Source organism: Flavobacterium sp. GSA192 (assembly GCF_006386525.1).
In the GTDB taxonomy this organism is placed as follows: Bacteria; Bacteroidota; Bacteroidia; order Flavobacteriales; family Flavobacteriaceae; genus Flavobacterium; species Flavobacterium commune.
In genome coordinates this window covers 151,492-165,210 of the sequence record NZ_VAHC01000003.1, presented here as the reverse complement: position 1 = coordinate 165,210, position 13,719 = coordinate 151,492, and the positions used below count along the sequence as shown (strand labels likewise).

Sequence of the window (13,719 nt, the reverse complement as noted above, 5' to 3'; positions counted from 1 at the left end):
CTAATATTTAATTTATGATTTTAATTCCTCTAATAATAAACTTGTCACTTCCATTTTTTCTTTGGAAACTGATATTCTTCCTGAACGCACAAATTGCATGATTCCGAAAGGCTTTAATTTTGCATGTAATTCTTCTATTTCAGAACGTCTTCCTGATTTTGAAATCACAAAAAAGTCTCTTGATACCGTTACAATTTCCGAATGACTTTCTTTGATGATGTTTTGAATTTGTCTTTCGTCAAATAATAAGTTAGAAGCGATTTTGAATAAAGCACTTTCCAGAAAGATAGTTTCCTCATCTACATGGTAGAAAGCTTTAATTACTTCAACTTGTTTTTCGATTTGACCCACAATGTTTTGTACCCATTTTTCAGTAGTATCTACTACAATTACAAATCGGGAAACGTTTTCAATTTCCGATTCGGATACATTTAAACTCAATATATTGATGTGGCGTTTCAAGAATATTCCTGATATTCTGTTCAATAAGCCAACGTTGTTTTCTGAATAAACAGAAATCGTGAATGTTTTATTTTCTTCCATAATATTAACTTAATCGGATGTCAGAAACCGAAGCTCCTGTTGGAATCATTGGGAATACATTGTTTTCTTTTTCTACCATAACTTCAAGGAAATAAGAGTCTTTAGAAGCCATCATTTCAGCAATTGCTTCATCTAGTTCTTCTCTTTTAGTTACTTTACGAGCTTTGATATAATAACCTTCGGCAATAGCACAAAAGTTAGGATTTGTCATCACTGTAGAAGCATATCTATAGTCAAAAAACAATTCCTGCCATTGACGCACCATCCCTAAAAATTCGTTGTTTAAAACTACAATTTTAACCGGAACTTTCGTTTGATGAATCGTTCCTAATTCCTGAATGTTCATTTGGAAACCACCATCACCAATAATAGCAACTACTTCGCGATCCGGACGCCCCATTTTAGCTCCAATGGCTGCTGGTAAAGCAAATCCCATAGTTCCTAAACCTCCCGAAGTTACATTACTTTTAGTTTGATTGAATTTTGAATAACGACAAGTAAACATTTGGTGCTGACCAACATCAGAAACCATTATTGCATCACCTTTTGAATGTTTGTTAATCATTTCGATAGTTTCTCCCATAGAAATTCCTTTTCCGTTAGTTGGAGCTAACTCTTCGTTGATAACTGCATCCAATTCAATTTCATATTTCTTCTTGAATTCGTTGTGCCATTCTTCGTGAGTATTCTTTTCGATAAAAGGTAATAATGCTGTTAAAGCTTCTTTTAAATCCGCTAATACAGCAACCTCAGTTTTAACGTTTTTATCAATCTCAGCCGGGTCAATTTCAAAATGAACTACTTTAGCTTGCTTAGCATAAGTTGCTAAATTTCCAGTAACACGGTCGTCAAAACGCATTCCTAATGCAATTAAAACATCGCATTCGTTAGTTAAAATATTAGGACCGTAATTTCCGTGCATTCCTACCATTCCTACGTTTAATTCGTGTTCTGTAGGTAATGCAGAAAGACCTAAAATAGTCCAGGCTGCAGGAATTCCTGATTTTTCAATTAAAGCTTTCAATTCTTCTTCAGCCTTACTTAGAATAACCCCTTGACCAAAAACAATCATTGGTTTTTTAGCCTTATTGATTAACTCAGCCGCTTCCTTAACCTTGTCTAATTTTAAAATCGGTTTTGGATGGTAACTTCTGATGTCGTTACATTTTTTATAACTAAAATCTAAAGTGTCAAACTGAGCATTTTTAGTAATATCAACTAATACTGGTCCCGGACGTCCTGAACGTGCAATGTAAAATGCTTTTGCCATAATCTCAGGAATTTCATCCGCTTCGGTAATTTGGTAATTCCATTTGGTTACCGGAGTTGAAATTCCAATAATATCCGTTTCCTGAAAAGCATCAGAACCTAATAAATGTTTCCCTACTTGTCCGGTAATACATACCATCGGAGTAGAATCGATTTGAGCATCGGCAATACCTGTAACCAGGTTTGTAGCTCCAGGTCCTGAAGTTGCAATTGCAACACCTACTTTTCCGGTAGCTCTTGCAAAACCTTGGGCAGCGTGAGCTGCACCTTGTTCGTGACGCACCAATACGTGGTGCAATTGATCTTGAAATTTATATAATTCGTCGTAAACCGGCATTATGGCACCACCTGGATATCCATAAACTAAGTCAACTCCTTCGGCTAATAAGCATCTGATAACTGCTTCTGCTCCTGATATTTTCATTGTTTGTCTTTTTTGTTTTGGCAATTTATTTTTTCGAAATCAGATTGACATTGCAATTGATTTTTAAAATTGTAATTGACTATTATTTGTCAGTAACACATCCTTCAGATGCACTGGATACTGAACGCATATATTTAAGTAAAACTCCTTGTTTGATTGGTGATTCTGGTTGTTTCCAATTGGCTTTACGTCTTGCAAATTCTTCATCAGAGATTTTCATATTGATAGTGTTTTTCACAGCATCAATTGTAATAACATCTCCATTTTCAATTAAAGCAATTCCCCCACCTTCGTAAGCTTCCGGAGTAACATGTCCTACTACAAAACCATGAGAACCTCCTGAGAAACGGCCGTCAGTGATTAAAGCTACACTGCTTCCTAAACCAGCTCCCATAATAGCAGAAGTTGGTTTTAGCATTTCAGACATTCCAGGACCACCTTTTGGGCCGCAATAGCGGATAATGACGACATTACCTGGTTTTACTTCACCAGCTTGTATTCCTCTGATTACTTCTTTTTCTCCTTCAAAAACTACTGCTGTTCCTTCAAAAAATTCCCCTTCTTTTCCGCTAATTTTTGCCACACAACCTTCTGAAGCAATATTTCCGTATAAAATTTGAATATTTCCAGTTGCTTTTAATGCTTTTTGGATTTCAAAAATTACTTCTTGTCCATCATGTAAATCAGGAACTGAAGCTAAATTTTCAGCAATTGTTTTTCCTGTTACAGTTAAACAATCACCATGTAAGAAGCCTTCTTTTAGTAAATATTTCATTACCGCAGGAACTCCACCTACATTATGTAAATCTTCCATTAAGTATTTACCACTTGGTTTCAAATCGGCTAATAATGGCGTTTTATCACTGATATCCTGAAAATCTTTTAATGTTAATTCAATACCTACAGAATGAGCCATTGCAATTAAGTGCATTACCGCATTGGTCGAACCTCCTAAAACAGCTACCATAGTAATAGCATTTTCGAAAGCTTTACGAGTCATAATGTCTCTAGGCTTAATATCTTTTTCTAACAATATTCTGATTGCTTTTCCGGCATCAACACATTCTTGTTTTTTTTCCGGACTCAAAGCAGGATTAGAAGAACTATAAGGCAAACTCATTCCTAATGCTTCAATTGCTGATGACATAGTGTTAGCAGTGTACATTCCACCACAAGCACCTGCTCCTGGACAAGCATTTTGAATTACACCTTTAAAATCTTCCGGCGTAATTGTATTACTGATTTTTTTTCCTAAAGCTTCAAATGCAGAAACAATATTCAAATCCTGACCTTTCCATTTTCCTGGGTGAATAGATCCTCCATAAACCATAATAGATGGGCGATTTACTCTTCCCATAGCCATCAAAGCTCCTGGCATGTTTTTATCACAACCTGGAACAGCAATCATACCATCGTACCATTGTGCCCCCATAACAGTTTCGATAGAATCAGCAATTACATCGCGAGAAACTAAAGAAAAACGCATTCCATCATTACCATTAGAAATACCATCACTTACACCGATAGTATTAAAAATCAATCCTACTAAATCTTCTTTCCAGACTCCAGTCTTAATATCTTTAGCCAGATCGTTCAAGTGCATGTTACACGGGTTTCCGTCGTAACCCATACTTACAATTCCTACCTGTGCTTTTTTAAGATCTTCTTCTGTCAATCCAAGTGCATATAACATCGCTTGGGAAGCAGGCTGTGTTTCGTCTTGAGTAATTGTCTTGCTATATTTATTTAATTCCATCTTTTTTATTTTTTTGTGCTGATATAATTCCAAAAAAAAACTCCCATTTTATTGGGAGTCATATAATATTATTTTTCAATTATATTAATAGTTTCCCTTATGCACTTGTTGATACAACAATGACATTAACGACAGAAACTAATACAATTGAATTTTTCATTTTCTTTTTTTGATGGAACAAAAGTATAAAAACCTTTATACCTAAAAAAATAAAAATTAAAAATTTATGAATTTCTTATCATTAATTTCAATTATTTATCAAAATAGTAGATTATACTATTGTTGATTGACCTAAATGTACATTATCATTATTAAAATACATTAGGTCGTCTTTATTTAAAATGAAATTGGAAACAAATTCCCCAACTTCATTAGTTCCAAATTTTGTATCCGGATTCAAATCTATCGTAACCACATTGTATTCAATTGCTTTTTCTACTCCTTGATATACTTTCTTAGCTTCTTCGTTCAAGCCAAAATATTCCAACAACATTGCTGCCGAAAGTATCGCTGCAAAAGGATTGGCAATATTTCTTCCTTTTGCATGAGGATAAGAACCGTGAACCGGTTCAAACAACACATTTTTTTCTCCTAATGAAGCTGATGCTAAAACTCCTATTGAGCCTGTTATAACACTGGCTTCATCAGATAAAATATCTCCAAATAAATTCTCTGTCAATATTACATCAAACTGTTTCGGATTTGATATAATTTGTTTTGCTGCATTATCAGCATACAAAAAATCTAAAGTTACATCTGGATAATCAGCTCCAATACTTTTAACTACATTTCTCCATAAACGTGAAGTTTCAAGAACATTAGCCATATCAACTAAGGTTAATTTCTTTCTTCTGTTTTGAGCTGATTTAAATGCTAAATGCGCAATTTTTGAGATTTCGTCTTCAGTGTATTCACATAAATCAGAAGCAATTGTTCCTGATTCATTTAGTTTTTTTTCTCCAAAATAGATTCCGCCAGTTAATTCTCTGTAAATGATAAAATCAACTCCTTCGACTACTTCTCTTTTTAAAGGAGAAATATCAACTAATCCTTTAAAAGGCTTAAGAGGTCTGATATTTGCATAAAGATTTAACTCTTTTCTCAATCGCAATAATCCTTGCTCCGGACGAACTTTTGCATCAGTATCGATGTCGTATTTCGGATCACCGATAGCACCCAGCAAAACAGCATCGGTATTAAGACATAGATTTAATGTTTGTTCAGGAAGCGGCGACCCAGCTTTATCTATAGCAATAGCCCCCACAAGCGCATCTTCAAAAATAAAATCATGTTCGTAAACGACTCCTATAGCGCACAAGGCTTTTTTAGCCTGTAAAATCACTTCAGGACCTACACCATCACCCGACAACACAGCAATTTTTAAGTTCATGAGATTGATTTTTAATTAAAACGCTGCAAATTTAATCATTTAAAATTCCTAAGCTCTAACTATCGTTTAATTAAATCACCTTCAATTTTCGAAGCCGCAATAATCAAATGAATATCATCGTCTAAAACTTCTTTTTTAACATCGGCAAATTTCAAAAACTCAACATAGACAACATCTAACTGTGTTTTTGTTAACTCATACCCTACTTTTTTAGCTCGATATGCCAATGCTGCTCTACCACTTCTGGCAGTAAGCACAATTGAAGATTCATTAACTCCTACATCTAAAGGATCAATAATTTCATACGTAGCTCTGTTTTTAATAACACCATCCTGATGAATTCCGGAACTATGAGCAAAAGCATTAGCTCCAACAATTGCCTTATTAGGCTGAACCATCATCCCCATACTTTCAGAAACCAAACGACTCATTTCATTCAATTGTTTGGTGTCGATATCAGTATATAAATTCAAATCCGGATGTTGCTTAAAAATCATCACTACTTCTTCCAAAGCAGTATTTCCGGCTCTTTCCCCTATTCCATTGATAGTACACTCAATTTGTCTGGCACCGTTAATAGCTCCTGAAATTGAGTTAGCTGTTGCCATTCCTAAATCGTTATGACAGTGACAAGAGATAGTTACATTATCAATACCTTTTACATTTTCTTTAAGGTATTTGATTTTTGCACCATACTCATCAGGCAAACAATACCCTGTAGTGTCAGGAATATTTAATACTGTAGCTCCTGATTTAATAACTTCTTCACAAACTTGTGCCAAGAAAGCATTGTCAGTTCTTCCTGCATCTTCTGCATAAAACTCTACATCTTCAACATAAGATTTAGCATGGGCTACAGCGGCCTTAGCTCTGGCAATAATATCTTCTCTTGTTGTTTGTAATTTATGTAATATATGAGATTCTGATGTCCCAATACCAGTATGAATACGTGGTCTTTTAGCATGTTTTAAGGCTGCGGCTGCTACATCGATATCGTTTTTTACAGCTCTGGTAAGACCACAAACTGTAGCATTTTTAACGATTTTACTAATTTCAGTAACAGACAAAAAATCACCAGGACTAGAAACTGGAAAACCAGCTTCAATAATATCAACCCCCATGTTATCTAAGCGTTCAGCTATAACAAGTTTTTGATTGGTATCTAATTTACATCCTGGAACTTGTTCCCCGTCTCGTAAAGTGGTATCAAAAATTTGGACTTTGTCTCTATTCATTTTCATTTATTTAATGTAATTTCACATCTTGATAACAAAAATATATTCTTTACTTTGGATAGAAAATTCATTTTAACTGAATATACTGTTTATAAGCCTGTTATTGGCTATGTAAAACACTTAAAATCAACTAGTTAAATCTATTTATTTTACAATGGCTAACCATCAAAAAGATTTTTTATTCGTTCTAATAAAGTCCTTATCTAAATCTGAAAAACGACAATTTAAGATTTTTGCAAGTCGATTAGAGACAAGTTCGAATACAAAATTCATTGAACTGTTCAATATTTTAGATAAATCTGAAAACTACGATGAGAAACTTATTTTAAAAAGTGGTATCATTAAGAAAGTACAATTATCAAATTTAAAATCGTATTTGTACAAGCAAATATTAGTTAGCATCCGCCTTAATATCCCTAGTCAAAACATTCGTTACCAATTAAGAGAACAAATTGATTTTGCTACCATTCTGTATAATAAAGGTTTGTACAAACAGAGTTTAAAAATCCTTGATAAAACCAAAAGCCAGGCAATAGAAAATGACGAAAAGTTAATGGCGTATGAAATTGTAGAATTCGAAAAATTAATCGAATCACAATACATCACCAGAAGTATTCAGGGACGTGCCGACGAATTAGTAATTCAAGCCAAAGAATTAAATTATCAAAATACCATTTCGAGTAAATTATCCAATTTATCTTTGCAGCTGTATGGAATCATGCTTAAAACCGGTTATGTAAAAAGCGATGAAGAATATAAGTATATTGATGATTATTTTAACAAACACATTTCTAAATTAGACGAAAACAAATTTGGATTTCGAGAGAAATATTGGTTTTACAATGCTAATTTATGGCGTAGTTTTCTGGTTCAGGATTTTTTAGGTAGCTATAAATTTGCTTCCAAATGGGTTACACTTTTTTATGACAATGAAAACATGATCTTCCTGAATCCGGTGTTTTTCTTAAAAGGAAACAATTACTTATTGGAATCTTTATACATGTTAAAGTATCAAACCAAATTTAAAAAATACCTAACACTACTTGAAGAAACTATCAAAGACCCGCGTTTTCCTATTAATGATAATATTGCCTCGTTGTCCTTTTTATATTTATATAACAACAAATTAAATTATCATATTATGGAAGGAACTTTCGCCGAAAGCGAATATTTGGTTCCTGAAATTCTGAGTAAATTAAAAACTCACAACGAACATCTGGACGAACATCACGAAATGTTATTTTTTTATAAAATTGCCAGTATTTATTTTGGTGTTGAAAAATACAACGAATCCATATTTTATTTGGAAAAAATTATCAATAACAAAAACCTAAGCATGCGTGAAGATTTAATGTGTTTTGCCCGCATTTTATGTTTGATTGCGCATTACGAATTGGGGAAAGACTACTATTTAGAAAATCAGCTAAAAAACACCTATAAATTTTTACTAAAAATGAATGATTTACATGAAGTACAAAAGGAAATCATTCGCTTTTTGAAAAACCTGAATTCTATTTACCCAAGCGATATCAAAAATGAATTCCGAAAAATGAAAGAGCGTTTTGTAGAATTAGAACAAAGTACTTATGAAAAAAGAGCTTTTCTTTATCTCGATATTATTTCCTGGCTGGAAAGCAAAATCGAAAACCGAAAAATTAGCGACATTATTAAAGAAAAAGCAAAACTAAGTAATAGATAAAAACAAAAGAGAGAAGTGTGTACTTCTCTCTTTTTTTTCATTGGTCAAATTCTTTTCTTCCTCTAATTATATCTTCAAACGAGCTACATTTTACTATTTCAGTTTCTCCATCAATCAACATGGGCAAATAAACAAATTCTACTTCCGATAAATCTTCTTTCAGAAAAAAAGCCATGTCATCTAGTTTGAAAAACCATTCCGTGTCAAATTGTATCTTATTAATAGTAGCATCTTTAATGAGTAACTTCTCTTTCAATGGTTTCATACATTATTTTCTTTTCTTTAAAAACCAAAAATAAGTCGGCATATTGATAAAAACAAATCAACAGGCCTGAGTAATTCAAAATTCCTTAACTCATTTTATCAAACATTAGCAACAAAAGCCCGAAAGCAATCAATTATAACAAAAATTTAGCGAATTAAATTATTGCCATTTTATAAATTTAAATACTTTTGCACACTTAACTAATTTAACTAATTAATAATGAAAAAATTATTTTTATTGCTTTCTGCCTCTGCTGTGCTATTTTCTTGCAGCAAAGTAGGTAAAGACGAGTACATTATCACTGGTACAGCAAATGGAATTGAAAACGGAAAAACCATCATTCTTCAGGCACAAGATCCTAGCGGAATGGGAGGATTAATCAATATTGATACTGTAAAAGTAGAAAACGGAAAATTTGAAATCAAAGGAAAAGTAACTGAACCTGCGTTCCACGTACTTCAATTAGAAGCAGCTAACCAACCGATTCCTTTTATCTTAGAATCTGGAGAAATCAACATCGAAGTTAACAAAGACAGTATTCAAAACACTAAAATATCAGGTACTTACAACAATGATGAGTATGTGAAATTTAACGAAGAAATGAAAGTGGTTCAAAAGAAATTAATGGATTTCCAAAAAGCAAATATGCTTAAAATGAACCAGGCTCAACAAACAAAAGATACTGCTACAATTAACAGCTTAATGCAACAATACCAAAAAATTCAAGAAGAAGTTGGTACTAATTCTAAAGCTAAATACATTACTTACGCTGAATCACACCCAAAATCTTTTATTAGTGCTTTAATCATCCAAAGTATGCTTGCTGATCCATCTGCAGATATTAAAAAAGCAGAAAGCATCTACAATGGATTTGAAGACGAATTAAAAAACACTAAACCAGGTAAAGCTATCAAAGAAAGAATTACAGCTATTACTGCTGGTCCAAGTGCAGCAGCTACTCCTGGTGCAGCTCCAACTCCAGCAGCTAAATGAAGAACAGATTTTTCAGCTCCTAATCCGGAAGGAAAAGTAATTTCTCTAAAAGAAAGTCTTGGAAAAGTTACAATAGTTGATTTTTGGGCATCATGGTGTGGTCCGTGCAGAAGGGAAAACCCAAATGTAGTAGCTCTTTACAAAGAGCTACACTCAAAAGGTCTTAACATTATTGGAGTATCTTTAGATGAAGATGCAAACAAATGGAAAGAAGCTATTGCAAAAGACAAATTGACCTGGCCACAGGTTTCTAATTTAAAAGGCTGGCAAGAACCAATAGCAGCTCAATATAAAGTTGACGCTATTCCTGCTACTTTTATACTGGATGCTTCAGGAAAAGTAGTCGCAAGAGACTTAAGAGGTGCTGAATTGAGAGCAAAAATCATAGAACTTTTAACTAAATAAAGCATTTTAAAAGCATAAAAATAAAAAATCTCCCTAGTGGAGATTTTTTATTTTATTCAAGACCAATAGGTTAAAAAAAACCTTAGAAAATAATGCAAAATTAGTCCAAAATTAGTTTGCAGAAACGAAAAGTGTTCCTATATTTGCACCGCTAACAACAACAAACAACTGTTGTACTCAAAGGCTTCGGGGAGATACTCAAGCGGCCAACGAGGGCAGACTGTAAATCTGCTGTGAAAACTTCGCAGGTTCGAATCCTGCTCTCCCCACAAAACGCTTCAAGAAATTGAAGCGTTTTTTTTATCCCTAATTTTCACGAACCATTTCATTTTAAAATTCTATTAAATACATTTGTAAAGAGAACTCAGACACTCTTTACTATTGTTACATAAAATAAAATTATACAATATGCAAAACATCCCTAGTGTTGATTTAGGCGACTTTTTATCAAACGATCCGCTACGCAAACAAAAATTTGTAAACGAAATTGGAAATGCTTTTGAAGACATTGGTTTTGTCGCCTTAAAAGGACATTTTTTAGACCAGCAACTGGTTGAAGAACTGTATAGCGAAATCAGACAATTTTTCAGTTTGCCACTAGAGATTAAACGAAGCTATGAAAATCCAGAGCTTGGAGGACAAAGAGGATATGTTTCTTTTGGTAAAGAGCACGCTAAAGGACGAAAAGAAGGCGATTTAAAGGAATTTTGGCATTTTGGACAATATGTATCCGCAGATTCAAAATACGCCTCAGAATATCCTGAAAACATCAACGTAAAAGAATTGCCTCGATTCAATGAAATTGGAAAACAAGCCTATCAAATGCTTGAAAAAACAGGGATCTATGTTTTGAGAGCCTTGGCTTTGCGTTTAGGACTGGACGAATTCTATTTTGACGACTACACCAAAGAAGGAAATTCCATTTTAAGACCCATACACTACCCTCCTATTACCTCTGAACCTGAAAATGCTATTCGCGCAGCTGCTCATGGTGATATTAATTTAATAACACTTTTAATGGGCGCTCAGGGTAAAGGACTTCAGGTTCAAAATCACGGTGGAGAATGGATTGACGCTATTGCAGAGCCAGACGAATTAGTAATCAACGTGGGCGATATGTTATCCCGTCATACTAATAACAGATTGAAATCGACTATCCATCAAGTGGTGAATCCTCCAAGAGAATTATGGGGAACTTCACGTTATTCCATACCGTTTTTTATGCATCCGGTGAGCGATATGCCTTTGAATTGTTTAGAAAACTGTATTGATAACGATAATCCAAAACAATTTGAAGATATTACCGCAGGGGATTTTCTGTACGAGCGATTAGTGGATTTAGGATTAATTAAGAAATAAAAATAGGACGCGGATAGAACGGATTTACTTTATAAAGACACAGAAAAAAAACAGATTTTATCAATTAAAAATCTGTTTTATCTGTGTTTTCGCTTTAGCGAATCAGTTTCATCTGTGTTCCAAAAAACATAAATTATGGATCTACAGGACCAATTAAAAAACTTATTCCCGGATCATGTTCCTAGCAACGAACCGGAAGAAAAAAAAGAAACATCACATGAATTATATGTTCAAAAAGAACCTATGATTTGTAAATTCGAAAAAAGAAAAGGAAAAGTAACCACTATAATCGAAGGTTACGAAGGCAATGACGAAGATTTTAAGATTCTTGCCAAAGAAATTAAAACCAAATTAAGTGTTGGTGGAAGTTTCAAAGACGGAGCTATTATCATTCAGGGAGACTATCGTGACAAAATCATGAAAATTTTACAAGAAAAAGGTTTTAAAACCAAGCGTGTTGGAGGGTAATTGATTGTAGATTTCAGAATTTAGATTTCAGAATTTTACAATTGGAGTTGCAAAAAACACTTTACTAATTAGAATCTTAGGAAATTAAAAAATGATACAAGCATCAGAATTGATTCTAAACCCGGATGGAAGCATTTATCATCTGAATTTAAAACCCGAGCATATTGCTCAGGATATTATTTTTGTGGGAGATCAGGAACGGGTGGAGAAAATCACCGCACTTTTTGACAATATCGAATTTACCATTCAAAAAAGAGAATTCAAAACACAAACCGGGACTTACAAAGGCAAAAGAATTACCGTGATTTCTACAGGAATTGGTCCTGATAATATTGATATTGTTTTGAATGAACTGGATGCCTTGGTCAATATTGATTTTGAAACCAGAAAAATTAAAGAGAAGCTTACTTCTTTAAATATTATTCGAATAGGAACTTCGGGTTCGCTTCAGGCTCATATTCCGGTGGATAGCTTTGTGATGAGTCAATATGCTATTGGTTTGGATAATATGCTTCGCTCCTACTGTGTTGATTCTATTTTAAATCCGGAAATAGAAAGTGCTTTTATTGAACAAACTAATTGGGATTTGCAAAAAGGAAAACCTTATGTAATTCCTTCAAGTGAAACTTTAGTCAATCATTTCTATTCCGCTATAATTCATAAAGGATTTACAGCTACTGCAGGAGGTTTTTACGGTCCTCAGGGAAGAATTTTACGTTTGAATATTCAGGATGCTGATTTGAATAAAAAAATGGATCAGTTTCAATTCAATGGAATTCAGATAACAAATCTCGAAATGGAAACCGCAGCCATTTATGGACTTTCTGCTCTTTTAGGACATAAGGCCATTTCGCTAAACGCTATTATTGCTAATCGTGCCAATGGAACTTTTAGCAAAAATCCTTATCAAACGATTGATAAATTAATTAGTTATACTTTAGAAAAGCTGAGCCAATAATATAAGCTGATATGGAACACGGATTTAAGAAATTTAAATAATTTTATAGATTTCTTAAATCTGTGTCCTAAAAAATTAAGTACAATGAAAACAATAAAAATAGCAGGAGTACCGGAACACTTTAATTTGCCCTGGCATTTAAGTCTTGAAAATAAAGAATTCGAAAGTCAAAACATCGATTTGCAATGGAGGGATGTTCCCGAAGGAACCGGTAAAATGTGCCAAATGCTTCGCGATGGTGAGACTGATATTGCTGTCATTCTTTCGGAAGGCATTGTTAAAGATATTGTAGCCGGAAATCCAACAAAAATTGTACAGGTTTATGTTGATTCGCCTTTAATTTGGGGAATTCACGTAGCTGCAAAATCCAATTATAAGACCTTAGCAGATCTTGAAAATACCAAAGTGGCTATTTCCCGTTTGGGTTCGGGTTCGCAATTAATGGCTTATGTAAATGCCTATAATCAGGGTTGGGAAACCGATAAACTTCGATTTAAAATTGTAAATACTATTGACGGCGCTGTCGAAGCTTTAACTAATGGAACTGCTGATTATTTTATGTGGGAACGTTTTATGACCAAGCCCTTAGTCGATAAAGGTATTTTTAGAAGAATAGCCGACTGCCCTACTCCCTGGCCTTGTTTTGTAATTGCAGTACGTGATGAAATTTTGGAAAAAGAACCGGAAATCATTCATAAAATTTTAGCTATTATCAATAAAAAAACAGCTTCTTTTAAGTCAATACCGGATATTGATAGTGTTTTGGCTCATAAATACCAGCAAAAAACAGCTGATATTCAGGAATGGCTTTCCCTGACAGAATGGTCACAAGAGCAATTAACTGAAGAAATGTTAAACAATATTCAAAATCAGTTATTAAAACTTAAAATTATTAATAAAATAGGTACTTTTGATGAAATAGTTAAAACAGTATAGTTTTTCCTTTTTTGCCTGG

Annotated in this window: 12 protein-coding genes, 1 tRNA gene and 1 pseudogene; 8 read left to right on the top strand and 6 right to left on the bottom strand. The window is 33.6% G+C overall.

Going from position 1 to position 13,719, the window contains the following annotated elements:
- Nucleotides 1-12: 12 nt before the first annotated feature.
- The 5 genes from ilvN to FDM27_RS07560 all read right to left on the bottom strand — a co-directional run bounded on the left by ilvN (nt 13) and on the right by FDM27_RS07560 (nt 6,617).
- A complete protein-coding gene (gene ilvN, locus FDM27_RS07580) occupies nt 13-543 on the bottom strand; it encodes an acetolactate synthase small subunit (protein ID WP_071185743.1) in 531 nt (176 codons plus the stop codon).
- 4 nt (nt 544-547) lie between these two features.
- Nucleotides 548-2,236 (bottom strand): biosynthetic-type acetolactate synthase large subunit, encoded by a 1,689-nt coding sequence (gene ilvB, locus FDM27_RS07575; RefSeq protein WP_071186456.1) that lies wholly within the window; start codon nt 2,234-2,236, stop codon nt 548-550.
- An 82-nt stretch (nt 2,237-2,318) separates the two neighbouring features.
- Nucleotides 2,319-3,992, bottom strand: coding sequence for a dihydroxy-acid dehydratase (ilvD, locus tag FDM27_RS07570; RefSeq protein ID WP_140485816.1), 1,674 nt, complete (start codon nt 3,990-3,992; stop codon nt 2,319-2,321).
- Between the two features lie 271 nt (nt 3,993-4,263).
- Nucleotides 4,264-5,382, bottom strand: coding sequence for a 3-isopropylmalate dehydrogenase (gene leuB / locus FDM27_RS07565; RefSeq protein ID WP_140485815.1), 1,119 nt, complete (start codon nt 5,380-5,382; stop codon nt 4,264-4,266).
- Nucleotides 5,383-5,441: 59 nt separating this feature from the next.
- A complete protein-coding gene (locus FDM27_RS07560; RefSeq protein WP_083382182.1) occupies nt 5,442-6,617 on the bottom strand; it encodes a 2-isopropylmalate synthase in 1,176 nt (391 codons plus the stop codon).
- 154 nt (nt 6,618-6,771) lie between these two features.
- Between FDM27_RS07560 and FDM27_RS07555 the strand changes: the two genes are divergently transcribed.
- On the top strand, nt 6,772-8,316 hold the full coding sequence (locus tag FDM27_RS07555) for a hypothetical protein (RefSeq protein ID WP_140485814.1): 1,545 nt from the start codon (nt 6,772-6,774) through the stop codon (nt 8,314-8,316).
- 37 nt (nt 8,317-8,353) lie between these two features.
- On the opposite strand, the gene FDM27_RS07550 is transcribed toward FDM27_RS07555, so the two are convergent.
- Nucleotides 8,354-8,581, bottom strand: a complete 228-nt coding sequence (locus FDM27_RS07550; protein WP_140485813.1) for a hypothetical protein — start codon at nt 8,579-8,581, stop codon at nt 8,354-8,356.
- A gap of 219 nt (nt 8,582-8,800) precedes the next feature.
- Between FDM27_RS07550 and FDM27_RS07545 the strand changes: the two genes are divergently transcribed.
- The 7 genes and pseudogenes from FDM27_RS07545 to FDM27_RS07515 all read left to right on the top strand — a co-directional run bounded on the left by FDM27_RS07545 (nt 8,801) and on the right by FDM27_RS07515 (nt 13,700).
- The gene (locus tag FDM27_RS07545) at nt 8,801-9,574 is read left to right on the top strand and encodes a DUF4369 domain-containing protein (protein ID WP_140485812.1); all 774 of its coding nucleotides are present in this window, start codon (nt 8,801-8,803) and stop codon (nt 9,572-9,574) included.
- Between the two features lie 18 nt (nt 9,575-9,592).
- Nucleotides 9,593-9,979 (top strand): annotated as a pseudogene (locus FDM27_RS07540) (TlpA family protein disulfide reductase); the annotation flags it as partial.
- A 188-nt stretch (nt 9,980-10,167) separates the two neighbouring features.
- A tRNA-Tyr gene (locus FDM27_RS07535) sits at nt 10,168-10,248 on the top strand.
- Nucleotides 10,249-10,387: 139 nt separating this feature from the next.
- A complete protein-coding gene (locus FDM27_RS07530; RefSeq protein WP_140485811.1) occupies nt 10,388-11,338 on the top strand; it encodes an isopenicillin N synthase family dioxygenase in 951 nt (316 codons plus the stop codon).
- A gap of 135 nt (nt 11,339-11,473) precedes the next feature.
- On the top strand, nt 11,474-11,806 hold the full coding sequence (locus tag FDM27_RS07525; protein ID WP_140485810.1) for a translation initiation factor: 333 nt from the start codon (nt 11,474-11,476) through the stop codon (nt 11,804-11,806).
- A 91-nt stretch (nt 11,807-11,897) separates the two neighbouring features.
- Complete coding sequence (locus tag FDM27_RS07520; RefSeq protein ID WP_140485809.1) at nt 11,898-12,764, top strand: nucleoside phosphorylase; 867 nt, start codon at nt 11,898-11,900, stop codon at nt 12,762-12,764.
- An 84-nt stretch (nt 12,765-12,848) separates the two neighbouring features.
- Entirely contained in the window at nt 12,849-13,700 is an 852-nt protein-coding gene (locus FDM27_RS07515) for a substrate-binding domain-containing protein (RefSeq protein WP_140485808.1), read from the top strand.
- Nucleotides 13,701-13,719: the final 19 nt, after the last annotated feature.